We start from the raw sequence: 16703 nt of genomic DNA, 5'->3' as shown, positions 1-16703 counted from the left end.
GGCGTTCGCTCAGGGCGCTCGCGGAGCAGAGGTCTTGAGAGGGTCGCGGCTTCGATCGCCCGACCCTCGATAGATGATGTAGATCGGCGCACGCACCTTGAAACCGGTGTTCGGGAGCGTCAACGTCTGCACCTGACCGGTTTGATTGGCGGGCGCGTTCGGCGACGCTCCGATGAGCTGCGCGAGGCCGGCATCTTGGGCTGTCGCAGCGAAAACGATGGCCTGTGAATAGGTCTTGGCCCCAAGCTTGATGGCCACTTCTCCGGCAAACCGGTTCGGCAGGACTTCTGGCGGACTGACCGGCTCGGAAAAGGGCACGGTCACGACATCGCCGAGCGCGGCGCCCGGGATCATCGCCATATTCTCAGGAGTAACGCGGGCGCTGATGGCGGAGGTGGACGCGAATGGTTCGTCCGTCAGGTAGGCCATCAGTCGGTCAGAGAGTTCGTGGGCGCCCCCGCCATTCTGACTGATGTCGATGACAAGGCGCTCGCTCTCACGCTCTGCAATGGAGGCAAAGGCCTGCTCCAGAAATGCCGCAAATTCCCGCTCCCGGTCGCGCGAGAAGCTCGGAATGAAGAGGGTGGCTGTGTCACCTTCAAAGCTGAGGGCGTAGTCACTGGCACCGGTTGGCGTGAAGCGAATGCGCGATGGATCAATGGGAAGCTCAATCCGGCTGGTTGGTGCCGTTTGCAGCGTCATCCTCGTAACCTCGCCCTCAGGCAGAAGCAAACGAAGCAGGCCGTGCAGTCTTCGTTCTATGATGAACCGTCGCAGCGCGTCGTTCTCGCCGCGCAGAAGCTCCATCGCCTCCTGCGCCAGATCGGACCAAGGCACCCCATTGAAAGCAACAATCCGAGCCGCGGCCCCTCGCGTGTCGCCATTGGGTGCGATCTCCAGAGTGTCTCCATTCGCGCTGACTGCGACCGCAAGCGCGTCGGCCCCAACATCGGCTGCTGGAGGGACCAAGAGACCGACATGCGCGTCGTTGAACAGGGGATTGAGCCTCGCCATTGCCTTCCACGCCTCGGCCCGCGTAAGCGTTTCAGGAAGCGTCTGCGAAACCCGTTTGGCTGTGTCGTCAATGGTTGCGGGGTTCACTGAGTAGGACAGATCGGGATGCGTAGATCGAGTCCATTCAAGCCAAGCTTCCAGATCCTCGCGAACCTGATCGGCGTTGAAGGTAGGACTGGTCTGGGTTGGCTGAGCCGGCTCGGCTGTAGCGGGGTGAGCGGCGACAAGCAGCAGTGCCGCCATCGCGCCCACGCGCTTCCTGACAGTGGGCACGCGCGCCCTCCTTCGATGCTTTGCTGTATTAAATCGATAATACGGCTTGCGCCAAATGCGTCAAGTTCACTCCTGAGGATCGTGTTGAAGCGATTGTTCGACGCAATCAAAAGGCCCCGCCGGATCGCTCCGACGGGGCCTTCTTGTAGCGTAAGTCAGCGCTGGGCCCTTCGAGGGCCTCAGGACAGGCTTGCTTAAAAGCCGCCCATTCCGCCCATGCCGCCCATGTCGGGCATGGCGGGCGCGGCGGGCTTGTCTTCCGGCAGGTCGACGATCGCCGCTTCGGTGGTGACGAGCAGACCGGCCACGGAAGCTGCGTCCTGCAGCGCGGTGCGAACGACCTTGGTCGGGTCGATCACGCCGGCCTTGGCGAGGTCTTCGTAGACGTCGGTCGCGGCGTTGAAGCCGATCGCCTCGTCCTTGCCATCGATCAGCTTGCCCGCGACAACCGCGCCGTCGAAGCCGGCGTTCTCGGCGATCTGGCGGATCGGAGCCTGAAGCGCGCGGCGCACAATGTCGACACCGCGGGTCTGGTCGTCGTTGGTGCCTTCGAGGCCTTCGAGCGCCTTGGTGGCGTAGAGCAGGGCCGTGCCACCGCCCGGAACGATGCCTTCTTCAACCGCCGCACGGGTCGCGTGCAGGGCGTCGTCGACGCGGTCCTTGCGTTCCTTCACTTCAACTTCGGTCGCGCCGCCCACCTTGATGACGGCCACGCCGCCGGCGAGCTTGGCAAGACGCTCCTGCAGCTTTTCCTTGTCGTAGTCGCTGGTGGTGTTTTCCATCTGCGTGCGGATTTCACCGACGCGCGCCTTGATGTCATCGGCCGAACCGGCGCCATCAACGATGGTGGTGTTGTCCTTGTCGATCTGCACGCGCTTGGCTTCGCCGAGCATGCCCAGTGTCACGTTTTCGAGCTTGATGCCGAGATCTTCGCTGACCATTTCGCCCTGCGTCAGGATCGCGATGTCCTGGAGCATGGCCTTGCGACGATCGCCGAAGCCCGGAGCCTTGACAGCCGCAACCTTGAGGCCGCCGCGCAGCTTGTTCACGACGAGGGTCGCGAGCGCTTCGCCTTCGATGTCTTCCGCGATGATGAGCAGCGGACGGCCCGACTGCATCGCCGCTTCGAGCACCGGCAGCATGGACTGCAGGTTCGAAAGCTTCTTCTCGTGGATCAGGATGTAGGGGTTGTCGAGTTCGACCGTCATCTTGTCCGGGTTGGTGATGAAGTAGGGCGAGAGGTAGCCGCGGTCGAACTGCATGCCCTCGACAACGTCAAGCTCGAATTCGAGGCCCTTGGCTTCTTCTACGGTGATGACGCCTTCCTTGCCGACCTTTTCCATCGCTTCGGCGATCTTCTCACCGACTTCGGTGTCCCCGTTGGCGGAGATGATGCCGACCTGCGCGATTTCGCCCGAGCCAGCCACGTCCTTCGAACGGCCCTTGAGGTTCTCGACGACCTTGTCGACCGCAAGGTCGATGCCGCGCTTGAGATCCATCGGGTTCATGCCGGCGGCAACCGACTTCATGCCTTCGCGCACGATCGCCTGACCCAGGACCGTGGCGGTGGTGGTGCCATCGCCGGCCAGATCGTTGGTCTTCGAGGCGACTTCGCGCAGCATCTGCGCGCCCATGTTCTCGAACTTGTCCTTAAGCTCGATTTCCTTGGCGACGGTGACGCCGTCCTTGGTGATGCGCGGCGCGCCAAAGCTCTTGTCGATCACGACGTTGCGGCCTTTCGGACCCAGCGTCACCTTGACAGCGTTGGCGAGCGTGTCGACGCCCTTGAGGATGCCTTCGCGCGCGTCGCGCGAGAATTTCACGTCCTTGGCAGACATAGTCTTATCTCCTGAATTTGATGAGGTGTGAAGAAAGCGTGAGCGTTGCGCCGATCAGGCGATCACGCCCATTTCAGGTGATCAGGCGATCACCCCCATAATGTCGCTTTCCTTCATGATCAGCAGGTCTTCGCCGTCGATCTTGACTTCGGTGCCGCCCCACTTGCCAAATAGGATGCGATCGCCGGTCTTGACGTCGAGCGGGATGCGATCGCCGTCGTCGTCGCGCGAACCTTCGCCAACGGCGACGATTTCGCCTTCACTCGGCTTTTCCTGAGCGCTGTCGGGGATGATGATGCCACCAGCGGTCTTGGTGTCGGCTTCGATACGACGCACCAGAACGCGGTCGTGCAGGGGACGAAATGCCATTGTGTATGACCTCTCTTCTGTTGAATTAGCTCGTGCTGGCACTCTCATGCATAGAGTGCCAGCGCCGCGCATGTGGTTGCGAGGCGCGCATGAGTCAACACCTGTGAGGCGAAAAAATTTCATCCCTCCTCGAAAGGGGTTTCCTGGCGCGTGGCTCTTGGAGCTAGGGGCGCGCTGCACCATCGCCATAGGCACGAGGACCGCCTGGATGCGCGCCGCCTGGACAGGATAGAAAATGCAAATTGACACCGAAATCGCGACCCTTTCGATCCCGCAGACGGTGATGATCTGGGTCAAGACCAACATGATGGATATCTCCGGCGGCGTTGCTGTCCTCATCCTCGGATTTCTGCTCGCCGGGATCATTTCGCGCACCGTTTCCAAGGCGCTCGAACGCTCGGACCGGTTCGATCTGTTGATCGGCATTTCCTACGAGGACAGCATGGAATGCGCGCGCGAGGAACTCCTCGCCATGGCGCGCGGCGATGACCGGGTGCTGGATGATCCTGATCCCGTCGTGTTCGTCAGTTCGCTCGACGAATCCTCGGTCACCATGGGATTGCGCGTCTGGTGCAACATGGCCGATTATCTGGCGATGAGCTGGGACCTGACGGAACAAGCGAAGACGCGCTTTGACAAGGCGGGTATCTCGATCCCGTTCCCGCAGCGCGAGGTTACACAGCGGGTGGTTGCGGCCTGATCATCTCCTGCGGCTGCGCAACCGGGTTAGCCTGACCGGTTGAGCGCCGCGTCAGCCCCAGCGCCTCGCGGCGCCACCAGCGCCAGGTAAGCAGCGCCGCTGCAAAGGTCAGCCCGGTGGCGAGCCCGATCCAGACGCCGGTTCCCTCCAAAATCGTGAAGAACCCCAGGCCGATCGCAAGGCCGAAACCGGGCACCCAATAGCTGAACACCGCGATCCACATCGGCACGCGCGTGTCCTGAAGACCGCGCAGCGCGCCCAGCGATACCGCCTGAAGCCCGTCAACCAGTTGAAACGCGGCGGCCCATACCAAGTATTGCAGGGCAAAGCCCACAAGCGCCGCGTTCGCGGTCGCTTTAGGGTCGAGATAGATCGAGAGCAGAAGGTAAGGGGTCAGGATCATGGCGATTGCCGTCAACGCCATAAAGCCCGTGCCGATGGCGATAGCGACCCATCCGGCCTGCTTGATGCCTTGGGGATCACGCGCGCCGTAAAAATAGCCGACGCGGATGGTCACCGCCTGCCCGACCCCGAAGGGCACCTGAAAAGCGAAAGCGGCGATGTTGAGTGCAATGGTGTGTCCGGCAAGTTCGGAGGCGCCGAACCGGCCCATCAGGAACGCCGCCGCTCCGAAGATCCCCGCCTCGGCCAGCACGGTGAGCGCGATTGGCGTGCCGATCCGTACGATCTGGCCAAAACGGTCCCAATCGGGCCGCCACCAGCGCCCGAAAATCCGGTAGCGATGCAATCTGCGATCCAGCCGGATGACCGCCACATAGGCCAGCATGGTCGACGTGGTCGTGATGATCGTGGCAAGCCCGGCGCCCAGCAATTCCAGGCGTGGTGCGCCCCAATTGCCGAATATCAAGGCGTAATTGCCCAGAGCGTTCACCCCGATCCCGACCGCCGTGATCGCCGTGGCGAAGATTGGCCGCCCGAGGGTGGAGACATAGGTGCGCAGGACATTGCCCACGACCATGGGTATGAGCGACCAGACCAGGGCCAGGAGATAGGGTCCGGCAAGAACGATCACTTCGGCGGGCTGTCCGGTTGCGTGCATGACCGGGATCGTCACCATCGAGAGCGCCATGCCCAGCGCGCCCGAGAAGACTGCGAGCCACAAGGCCATGCGCATGGATCGACGCACGGGGCGGATCGCGTTGGGCCGCTCGCCCAGGTCCGCGGCGATCAACGGCGCCACCGCGGCCGTCAGTGCGCTGAGAGCCCACACGATAAGCCCGAAGAGCGCCATTACAAGCGAGGAGGCGGCCAGTTCGGCCTCGCCCAGTCTTGCGATGAAAATCACATCGACGGCGTAGGTCAGCATCTGCAGCATGTTGGCGAGCGCCAGCGGCGCGGCCAGCAGCAGTGTGGCGCGCAATTCGCCGGTCCAGTTCGGCGTCTTCAAGGCCGTGTTCAAGGCGGGGGCGTGTTCCATGCAGCCGGCCCGCATAGGCGCGAGCGCCGAGTCGCGAAAGCCTGAAATCGGCTGTGGATTTGGGCGACACCGAAGAGGCGGCCACGCAGGCCCGCGCGTGTCCCGATGAGGGGCAAGAGCTGCAAAAGTGAATCGATTCAGGCGCCGCAGTTTGCTAACACCGACTCACACAGGGGGATATTGTGCGCAAAGTCAGAACTTTCGGACTCCATGGTGATGGGGCGGCGCGCGTTGACGCGCCTCGCCGCGGCTCGATTCGCAAACAATTGGTGGCGGGAACGACGATCGCTTCGGCCAGCTTTCTGTTTCCCGCCCCATTCATTTCTGCGGTGGCCACCGGTCCGGTGAAGGCGAATGAGGGGCTCCCGGCGCTCGCGTTCGAGGGCCGCGACGGTGTCCTGTGGCCCGACGTGCCCACGGGCCCAGTTACGAGCCCAGTTACGAGCCCCGTTACGGGCCCAATCGCGAGCGCTGTCACGAGCCCAATCACGAGTCCGGTGGAGGCCTTGCGAGAGACGGCACGCGGCCCCGCTTTTGGCGTTACCCGATCACCACAGAGCGCGCTGTTTCAGCCGGGTGGCGCAGGGGCAGCCATCGAGGCGCCGACAAAGCCAGTGTCCGCTCCAGACCCCTCGCCGATTGCGGCTGGCGATCGAGCGACAGCGCCTGTCGGCGCGCCATCGGAATTCGCGCCGACGCCAACCACGCTTGAGGTTGCTCCGTCATCCACCGACGCGTTTGCCGCAGCCTTCGCGGCCCCCACCTTTTCGGATTTTGCGCCGCAAACGGGTCAGGCGGCGTTCGGCGACACATTCGAGCAGGAACCACTGCGCCCGCTTCCGGCGGCAGAGCCGGTTTCCGCTGCCGGAGCGATCGTCACGCGCGCCGTTGTCGCGGCCCTTCCCGCAGCCTTCACGAGCGCGAACTCGCAAGAGCTTGGAGGAGTTTCCGTGGGCTCGGAGGCGATGATCGGCGCCATATCGGTCGAGCGGCCTGAGGCGGTGATTTCGGGCCTCGAAGACGCGTCTGCGATCGGCTTCGCGCCCGCAAAGGCGTTGGCTGCCGCGCAAGCGGGCGAGGGCGAACCGGTCGCGACGGAGCCGGGCGCGGTGTCCGAGATGGCCACACAGCAATCGCAACTGGCACCGCAACTGGGTGCTACTCCAGCGGTGGGCGAGGGGTTGACGCCCGGTGCCGCCGGCAATGCCTTGGAGGCTTTCAATGGTGCGCCCGCCGATCGGGCGGCCAACCTGGCGGCGGCCACAAATGTTCCTGCGTCCATGGTCGATGCAGTCTCGGCGACGAGGCGGGACGGCGCGGGCGCGTCGCAGCCCGCGCAGCAAACGCAGAATGTGGCTGGGCAGGCGCCGAAACAGCCAAGCCCCGGCGCGCCCGATGAGGCGGCGCGGCGCGTTCAGGAAATCGCAGGCGGCGAACCGGCCAACCTGGCCATTCCCAGGACAGCCCCCGGCGCTCAGGCGCAATCAATGTCCGCCTCAACCTCGCCCGGGCGTTTCGACTACCAGTCCGCGCTTTCGACCCGCATCAACGGGACTGTGGTCGGCACGCTCACATTCGTGCAGACCGAGCGGGAGTTGAGCGTGCATCTCGGCGCGCTTGTCGAGCTGGTGAAGGATCAGATCGATCCAGCCGAGTACCAACGGATCAAAGCGTCGCCCGCACGCGATTCTTATGTGCCGCTGTCGCGGATCAAGCAAGCGGGCATCCCGATCGATTACGATCCGGTCTACGACGAGTTCACGATCGGATCGAAGGATCACCTGCCGACCCACGCGCGCAAGGTGCATATCGATCAGGTGAACGATCTGGGACCGCGGGTTGACCCGATAACGATGGATCAGATCATCCGACGCTAACGCGCCCGGCGCTCAGGCGTCCAACACTCAGGCGCAGGCTCCGTCATTGATCACATAGGTCTCGCCGGCTTCGGCGACCTCAAGCCGCGCGCACCAATCCGGGCTCTTCGAGACCCGGACGGTCGCCAGCACCGTTTCAGCGCCCTCGGCAAGCTTTGTCTTGCCTTTGTGCCGAGAGGTGGAAGCGCCGGTCACTTCAAGCGAGAATTCAACCTCTGCCGCGCGCGCGCCGTTCGACTTCACTCGCAACTCGATCGTGTCATCGGTCTCGGTGATTTCAAGGCCAAGCGGTCTTGCCTGGGGACGGGATTGCCCATCCTGATCAACAGCCATGGTGTTCGCGCCTCCAAGCGCCAAGGACAAAAGAGCCGCCAGATGCGTCAGGGTCACAATCCGCCTCCATTGCCAACCTGCTGGACGATCGCATCGACGAGCGCCTGCGTTTCCGGCGCAATTTCCCCGCCGGTGCCTGCACCCGGTTCCTCGGCCTGCGGTGTGGGGGTCAGGCTCGCGGTCAGCGCCACCGATGCGATCGCCTGGCTTTGAGGGTCGTCCGCGCGGCCGCCATTGCGCGCCAGCCGGTCGACAGCGCTTTCAAGGCTCAGCGCCGGCTCGTCCTCAAGCCCGCTGCCAAGCAACCGCTCTTCCGCCGACAAGACCGGCGCGCGCGTCCCCGCGAACTCTTCCGAGCGCGTCTCCAGGCGCCGCTCGCAGAACGCGATGACGGCCTCGATGTCGGGCGGGTCTGCGCAAATGTCGGCGCCTTCGACCGCGTCCAGGACGATCTGCCGGTCCGCTTCGGGCAATTGGGCCAGAAGGCGGCTCATCTCCGCGGTGCTGAGCTGCGGCACCGGCTGGTTCACGGCTTCGCCAGGGCTGACCTGATCGGTGGCAAGGCCGCTTTCATCCGGCGCCGGACCAACAGCGCTTTCAGTGATGTCGGCGCGCTTGTGTCCATCGCTCACCTGATCGGTCCAGATCGTTTGCACAGGTGGCTGTACAGGCGGCTGGGCGGTTTCATCGGGCGCGAGCTCGCCGATCTGGACGACTTGCGTGCGGCTTTGGCTGGGTCTGGGCCCTTCGTCTGGCGGGGAAGCGTCCTGAGCGGCGCAGAGCCCAGGCAGCGAGACGAGCCCGACGCCGATCAGCCCAAGGATTGTCCGCTGCGAAAAGACGCTTTGCACGTCATGGCCTCCCTTATTCGCCAACGGCCACAATCGGCAGAGCCTTAATTGGAGGGCGGCGGCGCAAAGGCCACCCCTCCGCCCGAGCTCTGGGTGATCTCGATCACCTGGCCACCGGTCTGCGTCACGCGTGTCCCCTGCCCGGCGGGCGCGGGGCCGAGGTTGGAGCCTGTCTGGGTCCAGGTCAGTCGGTTCCCGTTGCCAAACTGTTCGGCGATCATCGAATTGTTGTCGCCTGTCTGAAGCAGGTTTGCCTGATTGTTGCTGCCGCTTTGTGTCAGCTCGATGCTGTTGCCGACTCCCGCTTGGGCAATCGCGGCCACACTACCGTCACCGCCGAAATCGCTTTGCGACAGCAGAACGCTGTTGCCGTTGCCCTGCTGCGCGAGCAGCAGCGTCGTCGCGCCGGTGCCCTGCTGGCTCAGTTCGACAAGGTTCGCATCGCCATCCTGCAGGATCTGGGCAAAGTGGTCGCCGTCATCGGCCTGTAAAACGCTCGCCTGGTTGTCATCGCCATCCTGCCCGATCTGAACGAACTGACGGGCGCTGGACTGGGCGGTGCTGGCGCGGTTGTTCACTCCGATCTGCGTGATGAACACGCCTGAATCCGCGGCCCGTTCCGGGCGTTCCAGAGTGTCCGAAGCGATCTCGACGTCGCTGGCGGGATCGAGCGACTGGGCCGCCAGCGCGCCGGGCAAGAGGACCAACGCCGCAGCGGCTAGGGCTCGCAGTGAAGTCATCTTGGAACGCATGGCTGGCTTATATCCTGTTCCGAACATGGAAGCGAATCCTGGAAAGATACACTTGGCTCACCGTCGACCCCGGTGCGAGCGATGAGGCTTGAAGCGTGATCAGCCGGGTGAGACGCGGTGGTCGTCTCACCCGACCGATCAGGCGGCCACGCTCAGGGGCTGACCGGAACGTTCTGAGCAACGACAGCCGAGTTGCCGGTGCCGTTCTGGTCGACGCTCGAGAAGTCGGCGACGCCGCCCTGACGCACGCTGGCGAAGTTGTCGAAGCCGCCTTGCATGATCACGGATTCGTTGCCTTCACCCCCGGCGAGCTGTTCGAGCAGGGCGGTGTTGTTGTTGCCGTCCTGCATGATCGTGGACACACCGTTGTCGCCGCTCTGGTTGACGTCCGCGACATTGTCCATGCTCGAGCCGCTGCCGACGAAGAACGTGCTGCCGGTGCCCTGCTGAACGACGGAGTTGTTGCCATCGCCTTGCTGCAACACGTTGGCAACCTGACCGATACCGACCTGGCGGATGCCAACGGCGCCCGCGCTGTCGCCAGCGGTGTTGTTGTTGCCGATCTGCGTGATCGAGGCCTGCTGGAAGCGGCCGTACTGGCGGATCGTGCCCTGGTTGCCGTTGCCTTCCTGGGTGATCGAGGCGCTGTCGAACTCGATGTTTCCACCAAAGGTGAATTGAAAGGCATCCGCCTGACCAATCGCGCCATAATTGCCGTCACCGGTCTGGGTGATCGTGGCGCTCGACGCTTCCGCGCGTTCGCGAATGATCGCCTCGTTGTCGTTGCCGGTCTGGTCAACCCGGGCCAGGGCGCCGCCGTTTAGCTGATCGAGGGTGGAGAGATTGTCGTCTCCGACCTGATCGACATCGACCAGCGCGCCGAGCGCGGTCTGCTCAACGATCGAGCGGTTGTCGTTTCCGTTCTGATCGACATTAATGGTGGCGCCAAGCCCAGCCTGGTCCACTTCCGATCGGTTGCGGTTGCCCGTCTGGGTCACGCTGACATTGGTGAAGGCGCCCGCCTGATCCACAAAGGATTCGTTTTGAGTGCCACTTTGCGTGACGAACACGTTTGCGTTGTTTGCGCTCTGGCCGACTTCCGAGGCGTTCTCCTGACCGGTCTGGATCACCGAGACGTTCGCCCCTTCGCCGGTTTGCGTGACAACGGAGCTGTTGCCGGTCGATCCGGGAAGAAAGTTCGACTGGGTCACGTTCACGCTTGCGCCGTCATCGGTCTGGGTGATTTCCGAGGCGTTTGCATCGCCAAACTGGCTGACCGCTACCGACGAAAAGTCGGAGAAGACGCGCTGATCGACCTCGGAGCTGTTGCCCGAGCCATCCTGGACGACGGTGGCTGTAATGTCGTCACCCGCCTGATTAACGAGCGACAGGTTGCCCTCGCCGGTCTGGCTCACGCTGGCCTCGGCGTTCACGGCTGCCGAGCCTTGCGTGATCAGGGATTCGTTCGCATTCCCGGCGGTGCTTGTCTGTGTGACCGTCGCCGTGTTGCCGGTGCCGGTCTGGTCGATGTCCGAAACCGAGGTGCCGGTTCCACTTTGGCTGACGCTGGCCGTTTCGCCGGTGCCGGTCTGCTCAACGTCAGAGCAATCGCCCGTGCCCGTTGTGGTGCAGTCCGCAACGCCGGGGCTGAGCGGTGTGGCGGTGACAGGCGCCTGCTGCGCGAGGGCCGCGCCGCTGATCGAAAGCGCGAGGGCCGAGGCGCTGATAAGTGCAATTTTCTTCATGGTTTTCTCCTATGGGAGCGCTTGAAAAATGGGTCGGCCGACGGCTCTGGACCGCCGGCCGGACCGGTCAGTTCTGGATCACGGTTGCGGTGTGGCCATTGCCCAGCTGCGTTACGTTCGAGGCGTTGTTGTCGCTCGACTGCGTTACCGTCGCGCTGTTGCCCCAACCGTTCTGGAGAATGTCCGACTGGTTGGCGTCGCCCGACTGGGTCACGTCGGCGGTGTTGCCGAAACCGGACAGGGTGCCGTTTTGCGTGATGGTGCTGGAGTTGTTCTCGCCAGACTGAAGGACATCGGCGTCACCGCCAAAGCCACCCTGCTCGATCAGCGAGGTGTTGAGCAAACCGCTCTGGGTGACGTTCGCGTTGTTCCAGGACTGCGGCCCGCCCGCGCCGATCTGATTGATCCGCGAGACCGAACCGTCCGAACCGGCGAGCTGGTCAACGAAGGCAAAATCGTTGCGCCCGTCCTGGTCGATATACGATTCAGCGCCATCGCCCGACTGCAGAACATCGGCGGTGTTGTTCAGGCCGCGCTGGTCGCTTTCCGAGTAGTTCGCGTTGCCAGACTGGAGCACGGTGAGATTGTTGCCAGCGGTGCCCTGGAAAGCGAGCACTTCGTTGCCGTCGCCGGTCTGGTCGATGTCGGCAAAGGCGGATTTGTTTTCCTGGATCAGGTTCGAAAGGTTTCCATCGCCCGTCTGATTGACTTCGGCGACAAGGCCTCCATCCGCGTTGCCGATCTGGCCAAAGCCCTCATCGCGCTGGGTGACGTTGGACAGGTTTCCGACGCCTTCCTGATTGACCGTCGCCGAGAAACTGGCGGTGCCATCATTGTCGAAGGTCTGCGTGATGTTCGAGGTGCTCGCGCCATTCTGCGTGACGAAAGCGTCGGCGGTGTTGGACCCGTCGCCGAACGCGTTCTGGGTGATGTTCGAGATCGCCCCGTTATCCTGATCGACGCTGGCGAACAGGTTGCCGGAGTTGGCGCCCGCTGCGGTCTGGTTGATCGTCGACGTCGATCCGTTGTCCTGACGGATGATGGCATCGATGACCGTTGCGCCGGTGCCCGACGCGGTCTGATTGACCGTCGAAAACGACCCACCCGACTGGCGGGAGTCGACGTCGAGGAACTTGGAATCGTCGCCCGATGCCACCTGGTTTACGTTCGACGTCGAAGCGTTCTGACGAATGGTGGCGAAGATGTTCTTCGCGTTGTCGCCGGTTGCGATCTGGTCGAGGTCGGACGTGGAACCGTCCGCCTGGATGACCCGTGCGCCCAGAACGCCGGTGAAACCAGCGCCGGTGGCTTGCTGGTTCACATCCGAGGTGTTGCCGCCCACGCTTTGGGTCACATCGGCCGCAATGTTGCGATCGCCGTCACCAGCGGTCTGCGTGACGAACGAGGTGTTGTCGCCACCCGTCTGGACCACATAGGCTTCCGGGTCGAAGGCCTTGTCCGGCTCGGTTCCCGAAGATTGCTGCAGCGTGCTGTCGGTCTGCACGATGTCCGAGATGTTGTTGTTTTCCGACTGGCTGTTGAACGCGCTCGCGCCCTGGGCGTTCTGATCGATCGCCGATACGTTGTTGTCGCCGGTCTGGAAGATTTCCGCCTGGGTGCCGAAAGTATCGGCAACCTGACCCTGATTGATGATCGCGGTGTTGGGACCGCCCGCGCTGGTGGAAACCTGCGTGATGATCGCCGAGTTGTTGAACGTGCCATCGTCGTTCACGATGACGTCTAACGATGCGTTGCCGCTCGTCCCGGCGCTCGATCCGTCGATGCTGTTCTGGTTGATGGTAGCCGAGTTGCCAGGGCCACCGGCTTCCTCCGAGAACTGATCGACACGCGCATAGCCCGCATCACCGGTCTGGTTGATCTCCGACTTGTTGGCCGGAACGCTGAACCCGGCAATGCCCGGCTCGTCATCGTTTTGCGTAACCGACGCGAAGTTGTCCGTGCCGTCCTGATCGATATCGGAATCGTTCTCATTGCCGGTCTGCGAGACCGCCGCGGTGTTACCCGAACCGGTCTGGGTGATGTCGGAATCGCTCGCCTGCGCAAAGGCTGACGAGGCTGTCGAGAGCGCCAGTATGGAGGCGCCTGCTAGAATTATCTTTTTCACGATTGTTTCCCCTGAATTGTGAAAGGTGACTTGTGAAACGTGAATGACGGAATGTGGGCGGGGGCCTTAGAGGCGCCCCCCGCCTGCGATTGAGCTCGGCCTACGGAGCTGTGGGAAGGGCAGCCCCACCCTGCGAGACAGAGGCGGTGTTGCCATTGCCCGTCTGGGTGATGGTTGAGCTGTGACCATTCCCGGCCTGCCCCACCAGCGCGGTGTTATTGAAACCCGTCTGCATGATGCTTGAGAACAGGTCGGAGCCCATCTGCTCGGACAGGGCCACGTTTTCGCGACCGGTCTGCACGATGGTCGAGGTGTTGTTGTCACCGCCACCCTGCACAATGCTGGCAAGATTGTCCGAGCGCAGACCATCGGCGGCGCCGTTCTGGGTGATGCTCGCCGTGGAATTGCTGAGGTCGGCGAGCTGGGTGATGAACGCGTCTTCCTGACGCGCCGTCCCTTGCTGCAGCACGTTGGCTGTGTTCATCGTGCCGAGCTGATCGATCACCGCCCGCTGGTTGGAGCTGCCGGTTTGCGTCAGGTTGGTGGTGTTGTTGCTCCCCCCTTGCGTGACCGTCCCGGTGCCGCCTCCGTTCTGGATGCTGAAAATGCTGTTATCGTTACCGGACTGCGACGTGACCGTCAGCGCGTTACCGACGCCGTCCTGCAACGCGTCGATCAGGTTGGCATCGCCGCTTTGCGTGATGTCGACCGCCTGGTTGCGGTTGAACTGGCTGACGAAGATGTCGTTGCTGTTCCCGCTCTGCAGCACCGTTGCTGAAACATTGGCGTCGCCCACATCGTCGGACAGATCGGGAGTGCCGTTGGTGTTGATGTTGGCCGCGCCCTGATCCTGCTGGAGGATGCTGGTCAGGTTGTCGGTGCCCGACTGGGTGACATCGGCCACGAAGTCGCGCGAGAAATCGGGCCCGGTGCGATCGATGAAGGTCTGGTCGATCTCGACCGTGCTCATACCGTTCTGATTGACGATCGCTTCCTGACCGCCAGAGGAATCGCCCAGAACCGTCTGGTTGATCCGCGCCGTTGCGCCGTTCGCTTGCGTAACATCGGCGTCGATGAAGCCCGCCTGCGGGGTTCCGCCCGGCGTGGTTGTGTCGACGGTCTGATTGATCAAAGACGTCGAACCGCCGGTCTGGACGAGCGTCGCGTCGAGATCGCCGCTGTTGCTGCCGTTGCCAATCTGGTTGATGACCGAGCTTGAATCGTCGGAAGTGACGGTCGCGCGGAAGTTGCGGATGCCCTGCCCATCGCCGGTTTGCACGACATCCGAGGTTGAGCTGCCGGTCTGGATCACGTTGGCGCGATACGTGCCGGTGAAGCCCGGTCCATTGGCGTTCTGGTCGATCGACGACATGTTGTCGTCGCCGGTTTGAAGAACGTCGACGACAAGGTTGCGAGACCCACCATTGGGGTTTGCATCCTGGTTCACGAACGAGGTGTTGAAGTTGCCGACCTGGGTGACGGTCGCCTCGGGGTCGAACGGCGCATCGAGACCGCCGCCGATCGACTGGGTCAAGGTGCCATCGTTCTGTGTAATGAACGAGGTGTTGTTCTGCCCGCTCTGGATGTTGATGGCGCCCGCGCCCAGCGCTTGCTGGTTGATTTCCGAAGCGTTGCCATCGCCGAACTGATCGATATACGCCCCATTGCCATACACGGGGTCACCGGGGGCGCCCTGGGTGATCGTGGCGGTGTTGGGCCCGCCAGCCGTTCCAGCCGACTGGACGATGATCGCAAGGTTGTTGGCCGGATCCGAACCGGGCACGAAATCTGCCACCGGCACAATCGCAGGAGTGGCCTGGGCACCGCTGCCGGCCGCCCCGTCGACACCGTATTGGGTGATCTTCGCCGAGTTGCCCGGACCGCCGGCTTCGCGTGTCGTCTGGTCAACCAGGGCATACCCGCCCTGACCGAACTGCTGCACGTCCGACGCGTTCGCCGGTGTGCTGAAACCGACCGTGCCCGGTTCGAGATCGCGCTGGGTGACGATGGCTGTGTTGTTCTCCCCGTCCTGTTCGACATCGGACACGTTTTCGACGCCCGCTTGCGTAACGAGGGCATCGTTTGCGGTGCCGGTTTGGTCGATTTGCGATTGGTTGGCTTGAGCAAAGGCCGGGGAGCCCATTGCGAGCGCCAGGGCCGAGGCGCTCAGAAGCACGGACGTTTTCATCTTGCATCACCTTCTTCAATAGGCGATGGCAAGGATTCACCACGGCGCAACAGAACGCCGGGTGCCTTGCATCACCGCAATTACACACTGCACGCATCGGAGTGGCAGCTCCTTTGCGTGCTTCTCTTTTTGCGACCGTGAAACGCGCTTTCTTTTTCTTTGAAGCGCGCCCGTATTCCTTCGGGGCGGGGTAACGATGCCCTTTAGAATTCTTCTTCGTCTTTATCCTCCTTGTCGACGATGGTCAGCGCGGTCAGCGAGCCGGCCTTGCGCACGGCGTTCTGCACATCGCGCGCGTCATAAATCCCATCGCGTTCGGCCCGATACGTGCTCCTGAGAGCTTCCGCAGCGGCCATGTCCTGAAAACGCCACAGATCGAGTTCCACTCCTTCGAGAACGAGCCCGTAGACCGCTTTTTCGATCGCTTGTTGCAGCGCGACCTGATCGGGCTCGTTGGCGGTTATGCCCCATTCGGCCTCGAGCAATTCCTGAAACGCCACGAACTTGTAGGCGTTCGCACCGATGGCCTGGCTGGCGATTGTCTTCGATGTCTGGACGTTGGCCAGCACCTCGCCGGTGCGGACCGATACGGCGCGCAGGTAGACCGTCACCGTATCCTGGCGATACTCCGTGCGAGCGCCGATCCCAAGGAAAGCCGCGCCAGCGCCTCCAGTCACCGTGTTGGTGTCGTATCCGACAATGCCGCCTTCGAGCAGAACGCCGGCAAAAAGCAGCGCGGGCAGGGCGTTGGGGTCCACCCGCTCTTCGCCGAGATAGCGCTTGCGCATCTCGCCGATGATCTGGCGTTCCTTGAGCAGGTTATCGAGACGCTCGCGCTCGACCACCGTGAACCAGGACCTCTGGCCCGCGTCCTGGAGCGCTTTGACCAGGATCGCCCCGGCGCCTTGCGTGACCGCGCGCGAAAGCGTTTGCCCGGTCTCCGAGGGCTTGAACTGACCCGTCTGATCGGTGAACCCGTAAACCGCAATCGCGACCTGGCGTTCGGGCGGAGGCAGCTCGTTGAGCAGGTTCTGGGTCTGTGTTTTCTTCGGGAAGTAGGCGAGCGAGGTGTTCTCGGGCAGCAAAGCGCGCCCGTCATCGCCAACAGTCGTGATGCAACCGGCAAGGCCCAGGCTCAGCGCCGAAACAACCATCGCCGCGAACCGCGACTTCATCACTGCATCCCCCATCAAAACTATC

At 63.0% G+C, this 16703-nt stretch carries 13 protein-coding genes; 2 read left to right on the top strand and 11 right to left on the bottom strand.

Features of this window, described 5'->3' with window-relative positions:
• Window positions 1–9: 9 nt before the first annotated feature.
• The 3 genes from QNI87_RS13010 to groES form a co-directional block, all read right to left on the bottom strand.
• Window positions 10–1287 carry a S41 family peptidase gene (locus QNI87_RS13010; RefSeq protein ID WP_300597172.1) on the bottom strand — a complete coding sequence of 426 codons (1278 nt, stop codon included), beginning with the start codon at window positions 1285–1287 and terminating at the stop codon, window positions 10–12.
• 194 nt (window positions 1288–1481) lie between these two features.
• Window positions 1482–3125, bottom strand: coding sequence for a chaperonin GroEL (gene groL / locus QNI87_RS13005; protein WP_300597170.1), 1644 nt, complete (start codon window positions 3123–3125; stop codon window positions 1482–1484).
• An 81-nt stretch (window positions 3126–3206) separates the two neighbouring features.
• The gene (groES, locus tag QNI87_RS13000) at window positions 3207–3494 is read right to left on the bottom strand and encodes a co-chaperone GroES (RefSeq protein ID WP_300597168.1); all 288 of its coding nucleotides are present in this window, start codon (window positions 3492–3494) and stop codon (window positions 3207–3209) included.
• A gap of 235 nt (window positions 3495–3729) precedes the next feature.
• Between groES and QNI87_RS12995 the strand changes: the two genes are divergently transcribed.
• Window positions 3730–4194 carry a mechanosensitive ion channel domain-containing protein gene (locus tag QNI87_RS12995; RefSeq protein WP_300597166.1) on the top strand — a complete coding sequence of 155 codons (465 nt, stop codon included), beginning with the start codon at window positions 3730–3732 and terminating at the stop codon, window positions 4192–4194.
• Here QNI87_RS12995 and QNI87_RS12990 read toward each other — a convergent pair.
• Entirely contained in the window at window positions 4169–5632 is a 1464-nt protein-coding gene (locus tag QNI87_RS12990) for an MATE family efflux transporter (RefSeq protein ID WP_300597163.1), read from the bottom strand. The two genes, QNI87_RS12995 and QNI87_RS12990, sit on opposite strands and share 26 nt — an antisense overlap.
• Before the next feature lie 269 nt (window positions 5633–5901).
• On the opposite strand from QNI87_RS12990, the gene QNI87_RS12985 reads away from it, so the two are divergent.
• Complete coding sequence (locus tag QNI87_RS12985; RefSeq protein ID WP_300597161.1) at window positions 5902–7509, top strand: hypothetical protein; 1608 nt, start codon at window positions 5902–5904, stop codon at window positions 7507–7509.
• 27 nt (window positions 7510–7536) lie between these two features.
• Here the strand turns inward: QNI87_RS12985 and csgH are convergent, their stop codons facing one another.
• The 7 genes from csgH to QNI87_RS12950 all read right to left on the bottom strand — a co-directional run bounded on the left by csgH (window position 7537) and on the right by QNI87_RS12950 (window position 16678).
• Window positions 7537–7899 (bottom strand): curli-like amyloid fiber formation chaperone CsgH, encoded by a 363-nt coding sequence (gene csgH, locus QNI87_RS12980; RefSeq protein ID WP_300597159.1) that lies wholly within the window; start codon window positions 7897–7899, stop codon window positions 7537–7539.
• Window positions 7896–8693, bottom strand: a complete 798-nt coding sequence (locus tag QNI87_RS12975; protein ID WP_300597157.1) for a hypothetical protein — start codon at window positions 8691–8693, stop codon at window positions 7896–7898. The genes csgH and QNI87_RS12975 overlap by 4 nt, the downstream gene beginning before the upstream one ends.
• Before the next feature lie 44 nt (window positions 8694–8737).
• The gene (locus QNI87_RS12970; RefSeq protein ID WP_300597155.1) at window positions 8738–9445 is read right to left on the bottom strand and encodes a hypothetical protein; all 708 of its coding nucleotides are present in this window, start codon (window positions 9443–9445) and stop codon (window positions 8738–8740) included.
• Between the two features lie 152 nt (window positions 9446–9597).
• Window positions 9598–11190 carry a hypothetical protein gene (locus QNI87_RS12965; protein ID WP_300597153.1) on the bottom strand — a complete coding sequence of 531 codons (1593 nt, stop codon included), beginning with the start codon at window positions 11188–11190 and terminating at the stop codon, window positions 9598–9600.
• Window positions 11191–11257: 67 nt separating this feature from the next.
• Entirely contained in the window at window positions 11258–13315 is a 2058-nt protein-coding gene (locus QNI87_RS12960) for a hypothetical protein (RefSeq protein WP_300597151.1), read from the bottom strand.
• Window positions 13316–13415: 100 nt separating this feature from the next.
• Window positions 13416–15503 (bottom strand): hypothetical protein, encoded by a 2088-nt coding sequence (locus QNI87_RS12955; RefSeq protein WP_300597149.1) that lies wholly within the window; start codon window positions 15501–15503, stop codon window positions 13416–13418.
• A 203-nt stretch (window positions 15504–15706) separates the two neighbouring features.
• Window positions 15707–16678 (bottom strand): CsgG/HfaB family protein, encoded by a 972-nt coding sequence (locus tag QNI87_RS12950; protein WP_300597147.1) that lies wholly within the window; start codon window positions 16676–16678, stop codon window positions 15707–15709.
• Between the last annotated feature and the right edge of the window lie 25 nt (window positions 16679–16703).

Source organism: Erythrobacter sp. (genome assembly GCF_030066995.1).
Lineage (GTDB): Bacteria > Pseudomonadota > Alphaproteobacteria > Sphingomonadales > Sphingomonadaceae > Erythrobacter.
This window is presented reverse-complemented; position numbering and strand designations above follow the sequence as displayed.